The following is a 21,960-nucleotide window of genomic DNA, read 5'->3' on the forward strand; positions in this document are numbered from 1 at the left end:
TCCGCACGAGGCGGTCCGGCGGGGCGGTGCCGTGCCCGGCCGGTGATCACGAGGCCGGGCCGTCCTGGATGCGCCGGAAAGGACGGTCCGCCTCCAGCTCGAACGCGAGCTCCAGCAGCGTCCGTTCGCTGCCGGGGCGGCCGGAGAACATGACACCGACGGGCAGCCCGCCCTCGGCCGCGCTCGCGGCGGGCACCGAGATCGACGGAGTACCGACGACGTTGTCGACCGGCGTGAACGCGACGTAGGCGAGGATCCGTTCGATCAGCGTCGGGCAGGGAACGGCCGGGCTGAGATGTCCGAGCGGCGGCGTGGTGTGGGCGAGTACGGGGGAAAGAACGAGGTCGAGCCCGCGGAACGCCGCCGCGTACGCCTCCCTCGTACGCTTCAGCCTCCGCAGCACGCCCGGAGTGCCGTGCCAGTTCTTGAGGTACGTCTCGCGCAGCCCCCGGCTGAGGCCGTCCATGCGGCGCCGGTCGAAGTCGGGGCCGAGGGTGCGGCCGGTGGCGCCGAGGAGGAACGACAGCATTCCCCAGTAGGTGAGGAAGTCGTCGGTGAAGCGCGGGTCGATGGCCGGCTCCACCGGCTCCACGGTGTGGCCGAGCCGTTCGAGCGCGGTCACGGTCCGCGTGACGGCCGCCCGGATGGCGGCGTCGGAGCGGACACCGTTCGGCGAGTCCAGCAGGAACCCGACGCGCAACCGCCGGGCCGAAGGGCCTTCGACCAGCCCGACCGGCGGCAGCTTCGGATTGCGCCAGTACCGCTCGGCGGCGGCGAGGAACACGGCGGTGTCCCGCACCGAACGGCTCAGGACACCGTCGGAGACGATGTCGACCGGCAGCTGACGGCTCTGGGCGTTCGCCACGACCCGGCCGCGGGTCGGCTTGAGACCGACGAGCCCGCAGCAGGCGGCGGGGATCCGGATGGAGCCGCCGCCGTCGTTGGCGTGCGCGATCGGCACCGCGCCGGCGGCGACGAGCGCCGCGCTGCCGCCCGACGAACCGCCCGCCGAGTACGCAGTGTTCCAGGGGTTGCGGACCGGTTCGGCGCCCTCGTACTCCGTGGTGGGGCTGAACCCGAACTCGGGCAGCCGGGTCTTGCCCAGCACCGTGACGCCGCTGCTCAGGAACTGCCGGCCGAACGGAGCATGCCGTCGCGCGGCGCGCGGTGTGAAGGCCGCGCTGCCGTGGCCGGTGGGCAGTCCCAGGTAGTCGGTGTTGTCCTTGACGAAGGTCGGCACCCCGGCGAAGGCGCCGTCCGCCCCGGTGAGGTGCGCCGGGACGTCGGCGTGGACCTGGACCGCGTTGAGCCGCGCCTCGACCGCGCGTACCCGCTCCGCCGCGGCCCCGGCCGCCTCGGCGGCACTGACCTCACCCCGCCGGATCGCCTCGGCGAGACCGACAGCGTCGTGCTCTCCCAGGGCGTCGTCCCGGAAGGCGTGCACCGTTGCCTGCTCGTCGTACGTCGTCACCGCTGCCTCAGCCCCCGGCCGTGTGGTTGTTGCCCGACATCATGGCCTACCGACGGGTAACACGCGAGGGGTCCCGGCCGGCTCGTGTCCGTGTCCTCACGGCTCCTCGTCCGGGTGGGAAGCGGTCGGGCGGCCGGTGTAACGAGCGATCAGCAGGGCGATGTCGTCGTCGGCCGAACCCGGCACGAGATAAGTGAGCAGGCTGTCGCACAGTCCGGGCAGGGACGGGTGGGGCTGGGCGAGCGCATGGGTGAGTTCGGCGAGACGTTGGTCGATGTCGCTGTCACGGGCCTCGATGAGGCCGTCGGTGTACAGGACGAGGAGGCTGCCCGGTTCCAGAGTGGTCTCGGTGGTGGTGAAGCGGGTGCCGCCGACGCCGAGCGGCGTGCCGGGCGGCAGGTCGAGGAGGTGGACGGCGCCGTCGGGACCGACGGTGGCCGGCGGCGGGTGACCGGCCCGGGTCATCCGGCACTGCCCGGTGGCCACGTCGATCACGGCGTAGAGGAAGGTGGCGAGCATCGGCTCGGCGAGGTCGTCGAGCGCCGCTTCCAGCTGGTAGAGCAGTTCCTCGGGCTCGAGGTCGAGCCGGGCCAGAGCCCGGACGCTGGCGGAGAGCCGTCCCATCACGGCGGCGGCCCGGATGCCGTGGCCCATGACGTCGCCGATGAGCAGGGCCGCCTTTCCGTCGGGCAGGTGCAGCACGTCGTACCAGTCGCCGCCGACCTCGTTGACGTCGCTGGCGGGCAGGTACCGGTGGGCGACCTCGATCCCGGGGGGCGCGGTGATGTGCTGCGGCAGCATGCTCCGCTGGAGGGTCAGGGCGGTGTCGTGTTCCCGGTGGTAGAGGCGGGCGTTGTCGATGCTGAGGGCGGCACGGGCGGCCAGCTCGCCGGCCAGCGTCACGTCGTCGGCGGTGAACTGACCGGTGGGACGGGTGCGGTAGAACGTCGCCACGCCGAGCACCAGGTCCCGCGCGAAGAGCGGGGCCATCATGAACGAGTGCACGCCCAGCCGCAGCAGCTGCGCGGGCCTGCTGGTGTGGCGGGCGGCGGGGGCGATCGCCTTCTCGTCGAGGCGGGCCAGCAGAAACGGCTGGCGGTCGGAGAGCGCCTGGGTGTAGGGCGCGGCGCCCGGGAAGACGAGGGTGCGGCCGAGGGGGGCCAGGACGTCGGTGACCGGGGAGCCGGTCAGCGGGGCCTTGCCCAGGCGGCGCAGGGAGACGCCGCCGGCGAGGCCCATGCCCGGCTCGTCGCCGTGGGCGAGCGTGTCCAGGACGTCGACCGTGACCGCGTCGGCGAGGCCGGGGACGGCGAGATCGGCGAGTTCCTGCGCGGTGCGCTCCAGCTCCAGGCTGGAACCGATCCGGATGGACGCCTCGCTGAGCAGTGCGAGCCTGCGCCGTCCCGCCTCGGCCTCGGTGTGGGCGCGCTGCTGGTCGGTGATGTCGAGCAGCGAGGCGATGACTCCGATGGGCCGGCCGCCCGGGTCCTCCACGCGTACGTACGAGCACGACCACACCCGGTCGTGATCGGGCGCGGCGGGGGTGCGGCCGATGCGGCGGCGGTCGAGGACCGGCTCCCCGCCGTCCACGACCTGCCGCATCGCGCTTTCCATGTCCTCGGCGTTCACCTCGGGCAGGAGCTGGGACAGGCGCCGGCCGACGTGGGCCGACTCCGACAGGCCGTTCATCCGCTCCAGGGCCCGGTTGACCCGGAGGAACCGCAGCTGCGTGTCCAGGATGGCGATGCCGACCGGGGAACGGGCGAAAAGACCGTCCCACACCGCCGACGATCCGCGAATACGGCGGGCCGCGTGGGCCTCGGCGGCGAACAGCAGCATCGTGGAGGCGTCGTCGTGCCGGTCGGTGACGGGGGTGGCCCAGATCTCCAGCTCGACGGGGTGCCCGTCGCGGTGCCAGGCGGTGACCGTGCCCATGACCCCGCGCCCGCCGGACGCCGCCTCCCACAACGACCGGCCCAGGCTCCTGTCCGCGCCCGGGTGCAGCAGCTCGGCGATGTGCCGTCCGGTCACCTCCTGCGGGCTGTAGCCGAGCAGCCCCTCGGCGGCCCGGTTCCACCGGACGATCGTTCCGTCGGCGCTGGTGGCCACCTGCGCCACCGGCAGCGCGCCCAGCCAGCCGCCGGCGTCCTGGGCCGCGCCGCTGACGAGCTCCTCGACCGGGTTCGGCTCATTCATCCCGCGCCTCCCCGCTTCCCGCGGCCGCACCTTTCCCGCCGCCGCCGGCGCACGGGAATCGCGCTGCGGTTCGGGCGGGGAATCGCCCGCCGCAGCGGCCGCCGTCTGCGCTGCCTCCATACCTTCCATGGTCGCCCCGGTGTTCCCGGACCGCTCTCGCACCGGCGTCCGCCTCACCGCCGGCCGCCGGCCGATCACCCGCAGCGGCGGGCGGCCGCGTGCATGACGTGCCGCGGCCCCGGCCGGCGGGGAGCACCCGACCATGGCGATCCGGCCAACTTGCGACGACCGGGCCCCCCGGCGGGCCGCCACGGGAGAGTGTCGTCGCCGAGGCGAGGGCCGGCCCGGTCGAGATCCCGGACCTCGCCGTCCCGCTCCCCGACAGACAGGATCCACGCATGCTCGGACCATTGCGCACCCTCGTCACCGCTCTGGCCGTCACCGCCGCCATGGCGGTCGGCGCGGCCCAGGCGCAGGCCCAGGAGCCGGGCGAGAGGGCGGCGAAGCGCGTATACAACTCCATGCAGTTCGCGCACCCCGCCTCCCCCGACGCCTTCTGCACGATCGGGGCCGTGGGAACGGACGACTACGGGCGCAGGATCGCCGTATCGGCGGGCCACTGCGGAGGAGGCGCCGAGTACGCGGACCGCGAGATCCGCGAGAACGTCGCGCCCGTGTACGACCGCCAGGACTTCGCGTACGGCCCGATCGGTCACGTGCGGTACTTCAAGAGCGCCGAGGGCTCGATGACGGGGCACGCGACCAAGGACTACATGATCATCGAGCTGGTGCCCGAGGTGACGCTCTCCTCCCAGGGGCCGCACCTGAAGCAGACGGGCATGGTGGAAGTCCCCGGCGGCGCGGTCAGCCCGAACGCCCCGCAGCCCGCGCTCGACAGCGAGCGCCTCCTCGGCGCCGGGCTCTTCGACAACAACGAGCTGGTCGTGTCCGGCCAGTTGGGCGTGTGGTACGGGCGCATCACGAACAACTCCGGCGGTGTCTACCAGTCGCACGCCCCGCACAAGGCGGGCGACTCGGGCGGCCCGGCCGTCCGGCACGTACCGGGCAGCGCGTACCCCTCGGAGGCCAACGGGTTCCAGGCCGCCGGGCCGTGGGCCGGTATCACGAAGGCCCGCATCCTCGGATTCCCCCCGTACGTCTACACCAGCTCGGCGAACATCCTTGCCGACCTCCGCGCCCGGGACGCGGCGGACCCTGGGGACGTCTACGGCGCGGGCTTCGAAGTCACCACCAACCCGTAGGGCGCATGGGGGGCGCTGGGCGTCGCGGGGCTCGCGCCCGTACCGCCCCCGGGCGGGTCGGACGGTCAGCGGGTCAGCGCGGTGTCCAGCCACCGCAGTGTCCCGGTCGTCACCGGGTCGGTGACGTCGGCGAACTCGCCGTGCTTCTCGAGGAACTTCGCCACATAGGGGCAGACCGGCACGACGCGCTTGCCCGCGCTCCGCACATCCTCCAGCGCCTGCCGGACGAGGATCGCGGCCAGGCCCCGGCCGGCGAAGCCGTCGTCGATCTCGGTGTGGTAGAAGACGCGCTGGTCCTCGCGGTCGCGGTACGAGGTGTGACCGGCGCTCACGCCGTCGGCGAGGATCTCGTACCGGTGCCGGGAGTGCACTCGCCGGACGGTCGGAGCGGTGGCGGGCTGCGTCATCGTGTGCCTTTCAGCGGCGGGGCGGGTTGGCGCGCGGTGCGATGGTGGCGTGGGGAAGGGCGGGGGCCGGGAGGCGCATGCCACCGTGGCCGCCGACCGTGCCGAAGCGGTCGGACGCGTTCTGCCAGGCTTCCCTCGCCTCGACGATGTCCTGGTGGCTGCGTCCGACGAAGTTCCACCACATGACGATCTGCTCGTCGAACGGCGTCCCGCCGAGCAGGATCACCCGGGCGGCGGTGTCCGCGTCGTTCGACAGCGTCAGCGTGCCGCCGCCCGGGGCGAGGTAGCCCAACTCGGCCCGGCGCAGCGTCGTTCCGGCCATGCCGACCTGTCCTTCGTCGACGAGAAGGCCGTGCTCGAAGTCCGTCCGCGTCTCGAGCGTGAGGGCCGAACGCGGTGCGAGGACGAGTTCGGCGCCGAGCAGGGGCGTGAAGGTGCGGACGGGAGAGGTGTCCCCCGCCAGCGCGCCCAGGAACACCCGGACCTCGGCGCCGTCCACCCGCACCGGTTCGGGTGCGTAGTGCTGGAAGTCCCGTGCGGCGTCGCGGTGTTCGCCGGGAAGCGCCACCCACAGCTGGACCCCGTGCAGGACGGTGGTGCGGGCGGTGGAGACCTCCGAGTGGCTGATGCCGTACCCACCGGTCATGAGGTTCAGTTCACCCGGCCGTACGAAGGCGTGGCTGCCCAGGCTGTCCCGGTGCTCGATCTCCCCGCTGAACAGCCAGCTCACCGTCTGCAGGCCCGTGTGGGGGTGGGGCGGGACGGCCATGCCGCCCGATTCGGCGACGTCGTCGGGGCCGTAGTGGTCGATGAAGCACCAGGCGCCGATCAGCGTGCGGGCCCGCTGGGGCAGGGTGCGGCGTACCGTCATCGCCCGTGGACCGCCCAGCGGCACGTCCCGCGCGGAGAGGACGTCGACCCGCGGCGCCCCCGCGTCACGGTGCTCGTCGCCGCAGCGCAGCTCGGCGGGATCCGTCTCCACATTGCTCATCGCACACCCCTCTCCCCAGAGATAATTGCATATTCAACAAGCACATTCGATGATAGACCTCAGGCGCACGGTACGGCGAGCGGCCGGAGGCGGCCCGTGAGGGAGTTCAGATTGAGTGACGCGGCGGGCCCGGTGAGCAGGCGGGTCTTCATCGACAAGCAGAGCCCGAAGGCGTACCACGCACTGGCCGGGACGGCGGAAGCCGTCCGCGCGGTGGCCGCCGGCGCGGGACTGGACCGCACGCTGGTGGAACTGATCAACATCCGGGTGTCGCAGATCAACCGCTGCGCCTACTGCCTCGACGTCCACACCCGGGCCGCGCAACGCGCCGGAGAGACCGCCCAGCGCCTGGGCGTGCTCGCCGCCTGGCGCGACACCGGCGTGTTCACGGAGCGGGAGCGCGCGGCACTCGCCCTGGCGGAGGCCACCACCGAGCCCGCGGACGCCGTCGCGCAGGACCGTGCGTACGACGCGGCCCGCCGGGCCCTCACCGACGACGAGATCTCGGCGGTGATCTGGGTGGCGATCACGATCAACGCCTTCAACCGGGTCTCCGTCCTGAGCAGACACCCCGTCCGCGCGACCGCCCGGGCGTGATCCCCTGCCCCGCCGGCGGGTGAGGAGTCCGCCCACCGGCCCGGCCGGCCGAGGCGGCGACCGGGGAGCCGTCCCGCCTGTCGGCGGTTCCTCGCCTAGGCTGTCGAAGCTGACATTCCATCAGGAACGGAGAGACTCGTGCCTTCTCGCCTCAATCCGTACATCAGCTTCGACGGCGAAGCCCGGCAGGCCATGGAGTTCTACAAGGAGGTCTTCGGCGGCACCCTCACGGTCAACACCTACGGCGAGTTCGGCGAGGAGCAGGCCGCGGACGCCTCCGACAAGATCATGCACAGCATGCTCGAGACCGACAGCGGCTTCACCCTGATGTGCGCCGACGTCCCGCCCGGCATGGAGCACAAGCCGGGGAACAACATCGCGGTGAGCGTGAGCGGCGAGGACTCCGGCGAACTGAGCGGGTACTGGGACAAGCTCTCCGGCAGCGGTACGGTCTCCGTCCCGCTGGAGAAGCAGATGTGGGGCGATGTCTTCGGCATGTGCACGGACCGCTTCGGCATCACCTGGCTGATCAACGTCAACCAGCGGCCGTAACCCGGACGGCGGCCCGGTCTGGGTGTTCTGTGGGCGGCGGCGCCCGGGCGGCGGGTGCCGCGCCCGCCTTTCCCGTCGCCCGGCGGGCGGACAGAATCCCGGTATGACGATCTCCGCGCCCGCGCTCAACCGCGCCACCCTCGCCCGGCAGTTGCTGCTCCGCCGCGAGACGCTCGACGTCGCCGCCGGTGTACGGCGTGCGGTCGCCCTGCAGGCGCAGCAGCCCGCATCGCCGTACATCGCGCTGTGGAACAGGCTGAGCGGCTTCGACCCGGCCGCGCTCGACGCGGCCCTGGCCGGGTTCCGGACGGTCAAGGCGACCCTGATACGGCTCACGCTCCACGCGGTCGACGTCGATGACTACCGGGCCTTCCGTGAGGCCATGGAGCCGACGCTGTACGCCTCCAGGCTCGGTGACGCGCGCTACAGGGCGGCCGGGCTCACGGCGGACCGGACCGCCGTACTCGTCGCGGACCTGCTGAAGTTCGCCGACCGCCCCCGGACCGGCGCGGAGCTGGCGGCCCGGCTGGAGGAGCGGCTCGGCGCCCCGATGGCGCCGGCGGCGCAGCGGATGCTGCGGCAGTACGCGCCGCTGTGGCACGCGGGCACGGGAGGGCCCTGGTCGTTCGGGACCCGGCCGTCGTACGTGGCGGCCGGCACGCCGCCGGCGCCGGCGGACCCGGACGTCGCCGACGCGGGCCTGCGGACGCTGATCCGCCGCTACCTGCAGGGCTTCGGGCCGGCGTCGGTGGCGGACATGGCGCAGTTCGCGATGATCCAGCGGGCCCGGATCAGAACGGCGTTGGCCGCGCTCACCGACGAGCTCGAACAGCTGGAAGGCCCTGACGGCACGGTGATGTACGACGTCCCCCGCGCACCGCGGCCGAGCGGGGTCACCCCGGCGCCGCCGCGGCTGCTGGGGATGTGGGACAGCATTCTGCTGGCCTACGCCGACCGGAGCCGGGTGGTACCACCCGCCTACCGCAAGCACGTGACGCGCATCAACGGCGATGTGCTGCCCACCCTGCTGGTCGACGGTTACGTCGCCGGGGTCTGGCGCCCCGTCGGCGGAGGGATCGAGGCCACCGCCTTCCACACGCTGGGCCCCGCCACGTGGGAGGCTCTGGCCGCGGAGGCCGGGTCGCTGGCCGCGCTCCTCGCCGCCCGTGACCCCGGGGCGTACCGGCGCTACGACCACTGGTGGGCCAAGGGACTGCCGGCCGCCGAAACCCGGCTGCTGGCGTACGACCCGAGCGCGTGAGACCGGCCCGCACGCGTACGCCGACGACCGCCTCCGCCCGGCCGGGGAGCGGCCGACCGTACGCCGTCAGGCGGCCGGCGCCTTTTCCGCGGCCGCCAGGGGCGCGGCCGACCCGCCGCCCGGGTGTCGCTGCGCCCCGCGAACGGCCAGGGGCGCCGCCAGGCCCGTCAGGGCGAACAGCGCTCCCACGACGTACCACCCGGGGCGGCCCCAGGTGAGGCACAGGGCGATGAGCAGAGCCGGCCCCACCGCTTCGGCCAGCCCGGCGCCCAGTCCGAACACGCCCAGGTACTGGCCGGTGGCATGCCGCGGAGCCAGGACGAACGACACCTCGAAGCCCGCGGCGGAGTGCCACAGTTCACCGATCGTATGCACCACCACGGCGGTCACGAGCAGGGTCGCGGCCACCCAGGCCGGCATCCCGGCGGCCAACGGGACGAGTGAGCAGGAGACGAGGAAGGCCGCGCCCGACCGGCGGTAGGCGGCGGCGCCCTTCACCGGCGTGTCGATGCCGCGACTGGTTCGCACCTGGAACGCGACGACCATGACGGTGTTGACGAGCATGGTGCCGGCGACGAGCCAGTGCGGTGCGGTGGTCGCCTCCACGAGCCAGAGCGGAATGGCCACCGTGAGCACCTTGAACTGGATGGCCATGACGCCTTCGAGGGCGGTGATCACCAGGTAGGGCCGGTCCCGCAGCGCGATCCACCGGGGACCGCCGGGCGCGGGCGTGCTCGTGACCGGTGGCAGGAGGACCAGGATCGCCGCTGAGGCCGCGAAGGCGATCGCGTTGCCGGCGACCAGGAGGTGATAGGCGGTGAGCGTGCCGATGTGGACGACCCAGCCCGCCAGCAGGACGCCGAGGGAGATGCCGATGTTGGTCACGGCACGGAGATGGGCGCGGAACTCCTGCGGCCGGTCTCCTCCGTAGTGCCTGATGAGCGGAGCGCGGGCCGCCTGACCGGCCGCCTTCGCCCCGACCGCCAAGCTCACGGTGACGACGAACGGCCAGAAGCTGTCCACCAGTACGAAGCCCGCCGTCGCCACCGCCTGGACGACCAGGGTGGCCGCGTAGACGCCGCGTGCTTCGCACCGGTCCGCGAGGTGGCCGACGGCGATGCCCACGGCCAGCGAGACGAAGCCGGCGACACCCAGCCCCAGACCCACCCGGGTCACCGGCAGGTGCACCGCCTGGGTGAAGTACAGGACCCCGGCGGTCAGGAAGAGACCACTGCCCACGGTGTTGACGAAGTTGGAGGCGGCGAGGGCGCGTTGCGGCCCGGTGGCCGGTAAAAGGGGCATGGCGGGGCTCCGCATTCCGAGCGTTCAGTAAGGACCAGTAGAGCTTCGCGCTTCTTACTTGGCATGGCAAGGGGCACCCGCTCCCACCGTTCGCCCCGCCGGGTCGCCCCCGACCGTCCGGCCGCCCCCGCGTCGCGGTACGTCGCACGACGCCGGAGTGGCCGACAGCGCCGAAGCCCCGGAAGTCACCGCAGCCGTAAGCGGCCGATAAAAGATGAACAGAATTCACATTAAGCAGTCCGCGGTTCGGTCGAAAACCGCGACGGCCACACTGCGGATTCCGGTACCGGCGCAGAACAAGCACCCGTGAACGGAACGCGGGGCGCACCCCGGGCCACCGGCGGGGGATTCCAAGACGTTCGCGCGCAATTACGCGTTCAATCACCTCGATCGGTACACCGTCGGCGTTTCCCCGTGCACTTTGCGGAGCACCACGGCATTCCGGCGGCGCAGTTGACGCTTACTCTGGAGTAAGCCGTACGTACTGGGCGGTAGATCGCCGGGTCGCCGTATCCTGGCTGCCTCGGGACTGGCTCAATAACAGCGGCTTCGCCGTTCATGACGCGCGCATTCCTGCCGTCGACGGGCGATCCTGGGAGGTGCACCCGGCCGACAGGACACGGCTGGGTGGGGGTGCGGGGCAGCGCTGGGGGTGCGGCAGGTGGGACGGTCTGCCGGGTCACACGGCCGGTCGCTGCCGTCGCTCGGGAGCAGGGGGAGTGCATGGAGAATCGGCTGAACTTCAAGGTATTAGGGCCCCTTGAAGTGACGTCCGGGGACGCCCGGGTGCCCGTCGGGGGGCCCCGGCACCGGACCATTCTTGTGATGCTGCTGCTCAGTCCGGGCAGGATCGTCCCCGTCGACACGCTGATCGAGGCCGTGTGGAGCGATCACCCGCCGGCCACGGCGCGCACCCAGGTGTCCATCTGCATCGCCGCGCTCCGCAAGGCGTTCAAAACCGCCGGCGTCCCCGGAGAGGTCATCGCCACCGCGCATCCCGGCTACCTGCTGCGCGTCGGGATGCACCGGCTCGACTCGCACGAGTTCTCCGAGCTCGTCGCGGCGGCGGAACTGGCCGTCGGGGACAACCGGTTCTCCGAGGCGGCACGCTGCTACGCGAACGCGCTGAAGCTGTGGCGCGGCAGACCCCTGTCGGGCGTGACCGGGCGGGTGGTGGAGGACGAGGCCCAGTGGCTGGAGGAGCTGCGGCTCGACACGTACGAGAACGCGACGGCCGTGCATCTGCAGCTCGGCGACCACCAGAAGATCCTTCCCGACCTGGCGGCGATGGTCCGCGAGCATCCGCTGCGTGAGCGCGCGCGTCATCAGCTCATCACCGCCCAGTACCGGTCGGGCAGACGGGCCGAAGCCCTGGAGACCTTCCGGGAGGGACGCCGGTGGCTCATCGACGAGCTCGGTCTGGAGCCCGGCCCGGCCCTCTCCGAGCTGCACAACGCGATTCTTCAGGACGAGCCCTCCCTGGCCGTGCGCGGGGCCGAGGCCGTGAGCGGCGACGCGCTGCTGTCGAAGCCCGTCGGCGACCCGCTGGAGCTGCCGCCGGACGTGCCGGGGCTGGCCGGCCGCAAGGAGGAACTCGCCCAGCTCGACGACCTGCTGGACGTCGGTACGGCCTCACGCGGCCCCTCCACCGGGCTGATCACCGGCGTCGGAGGCGTCGGCAAGACGTGCCTGGCGATCCACTGGGCGCACAGCGTCTCGGAACAGTTCCCCGACGGGCAGCTCTTCGCCGACCTGCGCGGCTACGACGAGCACCTGGAGCCCACCACCGCCGGTGAAATTCTCGGCCGTTTCCTGCGCTCGCTCTCCGTGCCCATCGGGCAGATCCCTGCCGAACCGGAGGAGCGCGCCGCCCTGTACCGCAGCCTTCTCGCCGACCGCCGGGTGCTGGTGGTGCTCGACAACGTACGGACCTATGCCCAGGTGCGGCCGCTGATTCCCAGCAGCGGAGGATGCTGCGTCCTGGTCACCAGCCGGGAGCAGCTGTCCGAGATGCTCGCCTGGCCGCCGCAGGCGTGGGTGCGACTGGGCAGGCTGTCCCCGTACGAGGCGGTCGAGCTGCTCGGGAAGATCGTCGGTGAGGAGCGCGTCGCCGCCGACCCGCCCTCGGCCGACCGGCTCGTCGAGCTGTGCGACCTGCTGCCGCTCGCGCTGCGGATCGCCGGGGCGCGGCTCGCCTCCAAACCGCACTGGACGGTGTCCCGCCTGGTGCGGCGGCTGAGCGACGAACGGCTGCGGCTGGACGAGCTCAGCTCGGGAGAGTCGCAGGTGCGCGCGAGTTTCACCCTGACGTACCGCGGCCTGTCCGCCCCGACTGCACTGCTCTACCGGAGCCTGGGGCTCCTCGATGTGCCGGACTTCGGCGCCTGGGTCGCCGCCGCCCTCCTGGACACGGACCTGCTCACCGGTGAGCGGCTCATCGAGCAGCTGGTCGACGCCCAGTTCCTGGACGTGGTGGGCCTGGACGCGACCGGGCATCCGCGCTACCGGTTCCAGAACCTGCTGCGGCTGTTCGCCCGTGAGCGCGCGGAGGCGGAGGAGACCCCCGAGCAGCGACAGGCGGCGCGGGAACGCGCCTTCCGGGCGTATCTCTCGCTCGCCGAGCAGGCGCACCGGCGCGCCTACGGGGGCGACTTCAGCATCATCCACAGTGCGACGCCCCGTCATCCGCTGCCCGACGAGCTCGCCGACGGGCTGCTCACCGCCCCGCTGGACTGGCTGGAGACCGAGCGGCTTTCGCTGGTCGCGGTGGTCGACCAGGCGGCCGGCCTCGGCCTGGACGACCTCGCGTGGGACCTCACCATGTCCGTCGCGGTGCTCTTCGAGACGCGGAACTACCTCGACGACTGGCGCGAGTGCAGCGAGCGGGCACTGGCCGCCGCCCGGGCCGCGGGCAACTCCCGCGGCCAGGCCGCCATGCTGCACAATCTCGGCGCGCTGCAGATGCGCCTGCGCGACTTCACGAAGGCGTACGCGACGTTCACCGAGGCGCTCGCCCTGCACGAGCAGGCCGGTGAGGAGCACGGCCGCGCGCTGGTGCTGCGCAACATGGCCATGATCGACGAGATGCGGGGCGAGCTGGAGACCGCCATGGACCACAGTGCGCGGGCCCTGGCGACGTTCCGCGCGGTGGGCGACCTGTCCTCGGAGGCCCATGTGCTGAACAACATGGCGCAGATCGAACTCGACCGGGGCCGTACGGACTCCGCGGAGGAGCTGAGCATGGAGTCGCTGCGGGTCTCCACGGCGATCGGTGAGGGCGGAGCCCGCAGCCGGGCTCTGGGCACCCACCGGCTGGCCCGGGTGCATCTCGCGCAGGGCAAGTACGACCTCGCTGAAGAAGCCTTTCTTCAGATGATCCAGATCGTACGGGCCAAGGCCGACATGCTGGGCGTCGCGCACGGTCTGCTCGGCCTGGGCGAGGCCCGGCTGGGCGCCCGGAGCTGGGGCCAGGCCAAGGGAACCCTGCTGCACGCGCTCGAGATCGCCGGTCTGGTGGACAGCGCTCTGGTGGAGGGAAAAATCAAACTGGCCCTCGGCGAGGCATGTTGGGAATGCGGTGAGCACTCCGCCGCCCGCAGGCATTTCACCGACGCCCGGGCGGACTTCACGCGGATCGGCGTGGAGAAGTGGGCCGAGCGGGCGCAACTGGCACTGACCAGGGGCGTGTCGGAGGAAAAGACGGTGGGCAGGCTCTGAACCTTCCGGCTCCCGGCCCGGAATCCGGACTGCCGCAGGCCCGGAACCAAGCAATCCCTTTTATTCTATCGAGCGGCCCGGAAACCGAAAGCGGACCGATAATGAGCCGAAAACCCCGCGTCCTAGTGTCGAGACATAACAGCAGGACGACATGGGGGAAGAAATGCAGAACGTACGCAGCAGCATCGCGATGGGCACCGTCACCACCGTTCTCGTAGGGCTGTGCGCTTTCGTGGGCGCGGGAGCCGCGACGGCGGCGCAGTCCGGAAGCGGGCTTCCGGCTGCGGCCGCGGGCATCACCACCGAGGTCGTCGCCGGCACCGACGACGAGAGCTGGCACTGAGCCGCCACAGTCGGCCGATTGCCTGACGCGAAGGTGGAAATATATTTCCGCCATATAAGACGACGGTAAGGTCCGCGCCACGCAGCCCGCAGTCGAAATGACAGAGAGTGCCCATGGCGCCGCCTTACAACATGTTCGAGAACAGCCGCGGCCGCGGAGCTGACCACAGCCCCGCGGCCGCGTTCCGCGCGCTCCGCGCCGGTGGCGATACGCATATCTGGTGGTGGCGGCAGCCTTTGGGCACTGATCCCGCCGATCTCGCTCTGCTCAATACGGAGGAGTTCCGGCAGGCCCTCTCGGTCCATTCGGATCGGGAGGCAGCCGCGTACGTCCACACCAGGGCGATGGCCCGCCGGGCGCTCGGGGAACTCCTCGACGCCGCTCCCGAGGACGTCGACATCGACGAGTCTCCGTGCCCGGCGTGCGGAGACCCGGGGCACGGCCCGACCCGGCTCGGCCGGCCCCCACTACCGCTGGCGATAAGCCTGGCCCGTACCGGGGGGCACACCGTCCTCGCGGTCGGGACCGGGACCGCCATCGGCGTGGACGCGGAGCTGGTGCGGCCCGTACGGCAGGACGTTCTGAGCGAGTCGTGGCTGACCCCGGACGAGGTCCTCCATCTGCTCGCGCTGCCCCGGGGCGCTGTCCGGGACGAGGTCTTCTACCGCTGCTGGACCCGGAAGGAAGCCGTTCTCAAGGCGGTGGGCCACGGGCTCGACGACGTCCGGCTGGACCAGATCGAGTCCTACCCGGCCGCCACGGGGACCGTGTTGATGCACTGTCCCGGCCCCCCGGGCGGCGCACCGGCCGGCGGAAGCCCGACAGCAGGCGGCGCGAACCCCGGTCCCGGCGGCCTGTCTCCCGACGGCGCCGGTCAGGACGGGCGCACCGCCTGGGTCGTACGGGATCTGGCCCTCTCCGGCCGCGTGGCGGCGTCCGTCGCCCAGCCGGCCGCCACCGAACCGGCCTGCGGCCCGGTGCGGCTGCACCTGCGCGACCGCCGGGCGCGACGTGACGCGCCCGACGGGCCGTGATTCCGGGTCCGGGCCCCCGCTCAGCGGGCGGCGGTGGCTTCTGACGGTGCGTGGTGCGGCTCGTCCTGCGCCGGCGCGTCCTTCAGCGCGGCGGCGAAGAGCAGCACCAGTTCGTGGAAGCGGTAGAGCGGCCGTCCCTGCCGGTCGACGCCGCAGATGTCGAGCAGCGCGCCGTCCACCAGCTGTTCGAGCCGCTGCTCGGCCACCGGCTCCCGCGTCCCGAGGTACGTGGCGGCCCGCTGGGCGGGGAACGAGTCCAGGCCGATGCCGGCCAGTTGCGTCAGGGTGGCGCGGGCGTGGTCGGCCGCGGGCAGTTGCCGCAACGACGGCAGCAGCGCCGAGGCCACGTCGATCCCGCCGTACGACAGCTCCCGCAGCCGGGTCTCCGGGGCGGCGAGCCGGCCGGCCAAGCGGGCCACCGGCCAGTAGGGGCGTGCGGCGAGCCTGCTGCCGGTGGCGCGCAGCGCGAGCGGCAGTCCCCCGCAGTACGCGATCAGGTCGTCCGTGGCGTCGGGTTCGGCCAGCAGCCGCGCACGCCCCGCCGACGCGGCGAGCAGGTCGAACGCCGCGCCGTCTCCGAGGGGAGCGAGCGCGGTCGTCCTGGCTCCGGTCACCCGGGCGAGCCGGGCGCGGCCGGTGATGAGTACGACGGCGTCCGGCGACCCGGACAGCAGCGGGTCGAGCCGACGGCTGCCGACCGCGCCGTCGAGCACCACCAGGACCCGTCTGCCCGCCGTTCTCGCCCGGAAGAGGCGCACCAGCTCGTCCAGCTCCATGCGGCCGTCCGCGCCGTCGCCCGTACGGTGGTCCGTGTCGCCGGCGCCGACGTGCTCGCCGAGTCCGCGCAGCAGCCCGGTGAGGACCTCGGCGGGGTGCTTGGGCCGGCCGTCCGGCCGGGCCAGTTCGGCGAAGAGGCGGCCGCCGGGCCAGTGGGCGGCGCTGGTGTGCGCGGCGTGCACGGCCAGCGCGGTCTTGCCGACCCCCGCCATGCCCGTCACCAGCAGGTGGCGCGGGCCGCGACCGGCCGCCGATTCCGTCAGCTGGTTGCGCAGGGCGGTCAGTTCCGCCTCCCGGCCGACGAACTCCTCGATGTCGGGGGGCAGCATGTCCGGCGCGTCGGCGTGCTCGTGTTCCGAGGGCTCGGGCGAGCGGACCCTGTTTCCGGGTCCGGGCCCCCGGTGGCCGGCGAGCACCGCCGCGTACGTCGACCCGAGCGCCTCTCCGGGGTCGACGCCCAGCTGGTCGGCGAGGAGGCTGCGTCCGTCGTAGTAGCTCTGCAGGGCGTCACTCTGGCGCCCGCCGCGGTAGTACGCCGTCATGAGCTGGGCGCGCAGCTTCTCGCGGAGCGGGAACTGCGCGACGAGCCCGGCGAGTTCGGCGGTCACGTGCTCGTGCCGGCCGAGCGCCAGGTCCGCCTCCACCCGGCTTTCGAGCGCGTGCATCCGCGCCTCCTCCAACTGGGGGAGCTCGGCGTCGGCGAGGTGCTCGGTGACGTTGGCGAGCGCGTGGCCCCGCCAGTGCCCGAGCGCTTCGGTGAGCAGCGCCGCCGCCTCACCGAAGCGCTTGTGCCCGAGCGCCGCCCGCCCGAGTCTGTCCAGCCGCTCGAACTCCAGGAGATCGACGCTGCTGTGCGGCGCCTGGAGCACGTAGCCGGGCTGGCGGCGCTCGATCGTCACCTCGTCACCGAGGAGTTTGCGCAACCTGGACATGTACGTGTAGATCTGCGCGCCGGACGTCGCCGGCGGCTCCCATCCCCACAGGAGCGAGTTCATCCGTGCGTCGGACACCACGCGGCCCCTGGCGAGCAGCAGGGTCGCGAGTACCGTGTGGACCTTGGAACCGGACAGCGCCACGCGTGCGCCGTCCTTGTGAGCTTCTACCGGGCCGAGGACTCGGAAGTCCATTCGGCACCCCCCGTCTGGCGAATACGAACGTGTGCTCGCTGCAGAAGCTATGCGGGGGCTTTATTCACGGGTTATCCATCCGGTAACGGCACGGCCTGCGCCCTCAGTCGGCGGTGACCTCCAGGTCCCGGCCGAGGAGCGCGGCCACCACCTTGTGCACGTGTTTGCCGTTGTCGGAGTTGGTCATCACCACACAGCCGTTCCCGGACCGCAGCCGCAGCGAGGTCAGCGCACGGAAGCCGGCGGTCTGTCCGCCGTGCCCGAACTCCGGGTCCGCCATCGAGCCGTCGACCACGGTGCCCAGCCCGTAGAAGCTCCCGGGGAACGCCTCCGTGAGCATGACTCCGGCGGACTTCGCGGACAGCAGCTCCGAGAAGCCGAGGCGGGCCCGGCGGATCTCCACGGCCAGCTGGGCCAGGTCGGACGGCGAGGACCACAGCCCGCTGCCCGCGAGGACCGGACGGACCCGGTAGCCGTCCGGCAGCGCCCGGCCGTGCTGGTCGTGCCCCCCGGCCACGTCCTGGCCGGCCTCCTGGGGCGCGCCGGGAGCCAGGAAGGAGCTGTCCCGCATGCCCAGGGGGCCGAAGACCAGGTCCGCCGCCGTGTCCTGGAACTCCTGGCCGGTGACGTCGGTCAGCAGCTGCTCGATCATGGCCCACTGGCTGCCCGCCTTGCGGAACAGCGCCCCGGGTTCGTGCTCGGCCCGTACGTCGTCCAGCACGGCGGACAGCGTCGGCATCGCCTCGCCGGGCCGCCACCAGGTGGCGGGCGTCTGCGTGAGACCCGCCGTGTTGGAGAGCAGGTGGCGCAGCGTCAGGGGACCGCCGCCCGGGGCCCTGGGCGCGCGGCGGGCGGCCAGGCAGCCGTCGATGTCCGCGTCCAGATCGAGGACGCCCCGGTCGACGAGGCGCAGCGCGGCGAACGCGGTGACGTGCTTGCTGATCGAACCGGCCTGGAACCGGGTCCGCAGGGTCACCGGAGCGCCGGTCTCGGTCGTACGGACCCCGTACGCCTGCACTCCGACCAGCTGCCCGTCCCTGAGGAGCGCGACCGCTGCCCCGGGTACCCGGTGGGCCTCCATCGCCCCGGTCACGTCGGTCGTGGCCGACCGCGCTCCCCCGGCGGCAACCGTCATCAGCATGCTCGTTCCCCCGTCGGTCTCGTCGGTCTTCTCGGTCTCGCCGGTGGCTCCGGGCTCTCCGGCTTCCGCGGTGTCCGGTGGTACGCCGTCGATCGTCCGCGCGAGATCCTCGACCGTCTCGCTGTCCAGCAGCATCCGCAGTGTGAGGGCGAGCCCGGCCCGGCGGGCGGCCGCCATCACATGGACGATGCGCATCGAGTCGGCGCCGAGGTCCAGCAGCCGGTCGCGTACGCCTACGTCGGACACGCCGAGCACCTCGGCGCAGGTCTCCACCAGGAGCCGCTCGGTCCTGTTGCGGGGCGCCAGGTACTCCCGGTCGGCGACCAGCGCCGTACGGCCGGGGGCGGGCAGCGCCTTCCGGTCGACCTTGCCGGACGCGCTCAGCGGCATCGCGTCGAGCAGGACGTACGCGGCCGGCACCATGTACGAGGGCAGCGACGCGGCCTGGAAGGCACGCAGCCGGGCCTGCTCAGCCGCCTCGTCGCGCCGGGGGGCCGGTACGCCGTGGGCCACCGCTTCCCGGTCCGTCACCACGTAGGCGACGAGCCACTTCTCCCCGTTGCCGTCCTCGCGCGCGACCACCGTCGCGTCGCGAACCTCGGGGTGGGTCAGCAGATTCTCCTCGATCTCGCCCAGTTCGACGCGGTAGCCGCGTATCTTCACCTGATTGTCGATCCGGCCGAGACACTCCAGCTCACCGTCCGCCCGGAACCGCGCCAGGTCACCGGTCCGGTACATCCGCGAGCCGGGCGGTCCGCCGAACGGCTCGGGCAGGAACCGCTCCGCGGTCATCCCCGGCCGGCCGACGTACCCGCGGGCCACACCGGCGCCCGCGAGGTAGAGCTCGCCGACCACCCCCACCGGGACCGGCCGCTGCACCGCGTCCAGCACGTACGCCCGGTAATTGTGGATGGGGCGCCCGATCGGCACGGTGCCGGCGTCCGGCGCGACCTCCCAGGCGGTGGCCCAGACCGTCGTCTCGGTGGGGCCGTACTGGTTGACGAGCCGGTGCACCCTGCCGCCCAGTTCGCGGGCCAGCGCCGGCGGGCACTCCTCGCCACCGGTCACGGCGGTGACTGAGGTACGGCCCAGCCCGGCGGCGACGAGGAGCTTCCAGCCGGCCGGGGTGGCCTGAGCGTGGGTGACCCCGCCGCTCTCGATCATCCGCACCTGCGCGGCGGCGTCGTGCGCCGCCTCGTCGTCGGCCAGCAGCACCCGGCCGCCGGTGATCAGCGGCAGGTACAGCTCGGTCGTGGAGATGTCGAAGGACAGCGAGGTGGCCGCCATCCAGGTGTGCTCCGGTCCGGACGTGTACCGCTCCCGCATCGAGAACAGCACGTTGAGCAGGGAGAAGTGAGAGATCTGCACCCCCTTGGGGCGCCCCGTGGAGCCGGACGTGAACAGCGTGTACGCGAGGCGGTGCCGGCGGGCCGGGTCCTTCGGGTCCCGTCGCGCCTCGTGCGTACCGACAGGGCCGGCGGACCGCCCGGCGATCAGGTCCCGGTCGCGGTCGAGATCCACGACGGCACCGGCGTACCCGCCGCCGAGGCGCTCCTCCAGCCCTCCCTCCGTCACGATCAGCCCGGCGCCGGCCGCGCCGAGCATGTAGGTCAGGCGCTCCGCCGGCAGCCCGGCGTCCAGGGGCAGATGGGAGCCGCCGGCCTTCCAGATCCCGAGCAGGCAGGGGAGGGTGCCGAGCCCGCGTTTCAGCAGGACACCCACCACCGACTCGGACCCCACCCCGGCCTCGCGCAGGTGGTGGGCGATGCGGTTGGCGCGTACGTCGAGCTCCCGGTACGTGAGGGTCTCGGCCCCCACCTGTACGGCGACTGCGTCGGGGGTGGCCGAGGCGGTCGCCACGATCACCTCGTGCACGTATCTGCTCATCCCCACTCCACCTCGGTGTCGTTCCAGTCCTCGAGGACCTGGGTCAGTTCCGACGCGGACATGAGCGCCGCGTCCACGTCACCGTCGGGGTCGGCGGCCATCGCCTCCAGGACCGCGCGGTACATTCCGGCCAGCCGCTCGGCGTTCGCCCGGTTCAGACCGGTGCTGACCGCCCGCAGGACGAGCCGGCCCGGCAGGTTGGCGAGGGACAGGGTGAACTCGTTGGAGCTGTCACCGGCCCCCGCCCGCACGTCCACGGTCCCGGTGTCCACCTGGTGGAAGTCCTGGTAGCGGTACATGATGTCGAACAGCCGGCGCCCACCGGCCAGCCGCTGCACGGCGGGGAGCGGGTGACGGCGGTGGCTGTAGACCTCCGCCTCGCGGTCGAAGACCTGCCGGACCAGCTCGCGCCAGGTCCGGGCCGTGCGGTCGTGCGCGAAGGGCAGCGTGTTGAGGTACATGCCGTAGACCCGCTCCGCGCCGGGCACCTCCGGGCGTGCGCTGTAGAGCACGCCCGTGTGGAAGGCCGGTTCGTTGGTCACGGTGCTGAGCACCTTCAGGTGCGCGGCCAGAAGCACCGCCTTGAACGACGTGTCGCTGGACTTGGCCAGTGCGCGCAGCTCGGGCTCGATGTCGCGGAACTCCACCGACAGCTTGAAGTCCTCGCGCGGTGCGCTGTTGCCGTCGCCCCAGTCCGGGGGCAGGACGCACATGGCGTGCCGGTCGACGATCCCCTTCCAGTACTCCCGGTCGTCGTCCGACGCCAGGGACTCCTGCTCGGCGGCGATGAAGTCGGCGTAGCGCACGGCCGCCGGCTCCGGCCGCTGCGGCTCCTCCCCCGCGGCGTACGCGTGATAGACGTCGAGCACCTCCATCAGCAGCGACTGCTGACTCCAGCCCTCGGTGATGGCGTGGCAGTGCGTGAAACCCAGGTGCCACGCCTCCCCGGACTCGACGAGTGCCGATATCCGCAGGAGCGGAGGCCGGGTGAGCTCGAACAGCTCGGCCCGTTCGGCGGCGATGTGCTCCTGGCGCGCCCGGGCGAACTCTGCGTCGTCCAGGCCGCGGAGATCGCGCACGGTGACCGGAATGAGGGCGCTCGGGTGCACCAACTGGAGCGGTACGTCGAACGCTTCGAGCGAGAAGGACGTACGGAGCATCTCGTGCCGCTCCACGATCGTCTGCCCGGCCCGGTGCAGGGCATCGGCGTCGAAGGGCCGACCGTCCTTGATCCGGAAGGTGGACGTGTTGTGGTACTTGTTCAGCCCGTCGTCGGCGAGCATCTCGACCAGCATGCCGAGCTGCACCTTGGAGATCGGGTACGCGTCGACCAGCCCCGCGGGGAGCTCCGCCCGAACGTCGTCCGTCAGCAGGGCGAACGGTGCGACGACGGTGGTCTCGGCGACCGGCTCGGTGCCGGCGAGCGCGGTGGCGAGTCCGGCGACCGTACGGTGCTGGAACACGTCCCGGACGCCTGCCTCGAAACCCTCGGCGCGCAGGGCGCCCACCAGGGCGATCGCCTTGATGGAGTGGCCGCCCAGGTCGAAGAAGTTGTCCTCGACCCCGACCTTCTCCAGCCCCAGCACCCGACTCCAAACCGCGGCGATGCGCTCCTCGACTGGATTGCGAGGTGCTACATACGTGTCTTCGGATGCTTCGGGGTCGGGAAGGGCTCGGCGGTCGGTCTTGCCGTTGGCGGTCAGCGGGATCGCGTCGAGCTCGACGAACACCGACGGCACCATGTACTCGGGCAGCGATCCTGCCAGCCACGCCGACAGATCATCCGCGACTCCTACGACGTAGGCGATGAGCCGCTGGTCCTCCGACACCACCACCGTGGCGTCCGCGACCTGCGGATGAGCGATCAACGCCGCACGGATCTCACCCAGCTCGAT

At 72.3% G+C, this 21,960-nt stretch carries 15 protein-coding genes; 7 read left to right on the forward strand and 8 right to left on the reverse strand.

From position 1 onward, the window contains the following. Positions 1–46 precede the first annotated feature (46 nt). Together AC07FK_RS26555 and AC07FK_RS26560 are read right to left on the reverse strand one after the other, a co-directional pair. The gene (locus AC07FK_RS26555; RefSeq protein WP_479107457.1) at positions 47–1,471 is read right to left on the reverse strand and encodes an amidase; all 1,425 of its coding nucleotides are present in this window, start codon (positions 1,469–1,471) and stop codon (positions 47–49) included. A 96-nt stretch (positions 1,472–1,567) separates the two neighbouring features. After that, on the reverse strand, positions 1,568–3,667 hold the full coding sequence (locus AC07FK_RS26560; protein WP_479107458.1) for a SpoIIE family protein phosphatase: 2,100 nt from the start codon (positions 3,665–3,667) through the stop codon (positions 1,568–1,570). A 398-nt stretch (positions 3,668–4,065) separates the two neighbouring features. Between AC07FK_RS26560 and AC07FK_RS26565 the strand changes: the two genes are divergently transcribed. Then, positions 4,066–4,929: a hypothetical protein gene (locus tag AC07FK_RS26565; RefSeq protein ID WP_479107459.1), complete on the forward strand. Its 864-nt coding sequence runs from the start codon at positions 4,066–4,068 to the stop codon at positions 4,927–4,929. Positions 4,930–4,994: 65 nt separating this feature from the next. Here AC07FK_RS26565 and AC07FK_RS26570 read toward each other — a convergent pair whose 3' ends face one another. Next, a complete protein-coding gene (locus AC07FK_RS26570; RefSeq protein WP_479107460.1) occupies positions 4,995–5,336 on the reverse strand; it encodes a GNAT family N-acetyltransferase in 342 nt (113 codons plus the stop codon). A 10-nt stretch (positions 5,337–5,346) separates the two neighbouring features. Continuing rightward, on the reverse strand, positions 5,347–6,327 hold the full coding sequence (locus AC07FK_RS26575; RefSeq protein WP_479107461.1) for a pirin family protein: 981 nt from the start codon (positions 6,325–6,327) through the stop codon (positions 5,347–5,349). Positions 6,328–6,438: 111 nt separating this feature from the next. On the opposite strand from AC07FK_RS26575, the gene AC07FK_RS26580 reads away from it, so the two are divergent. The 3 genes from AC07FK_RS26580 to AC07FK_RS26590 all read left to right on the forward strand — a co-directional run bounded on the left by AC07FK_RS26580 (position 6,439) and on the right by AC07FK_RS26590 (position 8,737). Continuing rightward, the gene (locus AC07FK_RS26580; RefSeq protein WP_479107462.1) at positions 6,439–6,924 is read left to right on the forward strand and encodes a carboxymuconolactone decarboxylase family protein; all 486 of its coding nucleotides are present in this window, start codon (positions 6,439–6,441) and stop codon (positions 6,922–6,924) included. Positions 6,925–7,062: 138 nt separating this feature from the next. Further along, complete coding sequence (locus AC07FK_RS26585) at positions 7,063–7,476, forward strand: VOC family protein (protein ID WP_479107463.1); 414 nt, start codon at positions 7,063–7,065, stop codon at positions 7,474–7,476. A gap of 103 nt (positions 7,477–7,579) precedes the next feature. After that, positions 7,580–8,737 carry a winged helix DNA-binding domain-containing protein gene (locus tag AC07FK_RS26590; RefSeq protein WP_479107464.1) on the forward strand — a complete coding sequence of 386 codons (1,158 nt, stop codon included), beginning with the start codon at positions 7,580–7,582 and terminating at the stop codon, positions 8,735–8,737. Between the two features lie 66 nt (positions 8,738–8,803). Here the strand turns inward: AC07FK_RS26590 and AC07FK_RS26595 are convergent, their stop codons facing one another. Beyond that, positions 8,804–10,039, reverse strand: coding sequence for an MFS transporter (locus tag AC07FK_RS26595; protein ID WP_479107465.1), 1,236 nt, complete (start codon positions 10,037–10,039; stop codon positions 8,804–8,806). A 723-nt stretch (positions 10,040–10,762) separates the two neighbouring features. Between AC07FK_RS26595 and AC07FK_RS26600 the strand changes: the two genes are divergently transcribed. From AC07FK_RS26600 to AC07FK_RS26610, 3 genes are all read left to right on the forward strand, one after another. Then, complete coding sequence (locus AC07FK_RS26600; protein WP_479107466.1) at positions 10,763–13,756, forward strand: AfsR/SARP family transcriptional regulator; 2,994 nt, start codon at positions 10,763–10,765, stop codon at positions 13,754–13,756. 163 nt (positions 13,757–13,919) lie between these two features. Then, the gene (locus AC07FK_RS26605; RefSeq protein ID WP_479107467.1) at positions 13,920–14,099 is read left to right on the forward strand and encodes a hypothetical protein; all 180 of its coding nucleotides are present in this window, start codon (positions 13,920–13,922) and stop codon (positions 14,097–14,099) included. 236 nt (positions 14,100–14,335) lie between these two features. Then, a complete protein-coding gene (locus AC07FK_RS26610; protein WP_479107468.1) occupies positions 14,336–15,133 on the forward strand; it encodes a 4'-phosphopantetheinyl transferase family protein in 798 nt (265 codons plus the stop codon). A gap of 20 nt (positions 15,134–15,153) precedes the next feature. Here the strand turns inward: AC07FK_RS26610 and AC07FK_RS26615 are convergent, their stop codons facing one another. The 3 genes from AC07FK_RS26615 to AC07FK_RS26625 all read right to left on the reverse strand — a co-directional run. Next, entirely contained in the window at positions 15,154–17,037 is a 1,884-nt protein-coding gene (locus AC07FK_RS26615) for an AfsR/SARP family transcriptional regulator (protein ID WP_479107469.1), read from the reverse strand. Between the two features lie 103 nt (positions 17,038–17,140). Beyond that, a complete protein-coding gene (locus tag AC07FK_RS26620) occupies positions 17,141–20,065 on the reverse strand; it encodes a non-ribosomal peptide synthetase (RefSeq protein WP_479107470.1) in 2,925 nt (974 codons plus the stop codon). Continuing rightward, a partial coding sequence (locus AC07FK_RS26625; protein ID WP_479107471.1) for a condensation domain-containing protein occupies positions 20,062–21,960 on the reverse strand: 1,899 nt, incomplete at its 5' end. The genes AC07FK_RS26625 and AC07FK_RS26620, both read right to left, overlap by 4 nt.

This window comes from Streptomyces sp. NPDC046122 (assembly GCF_056429965.1).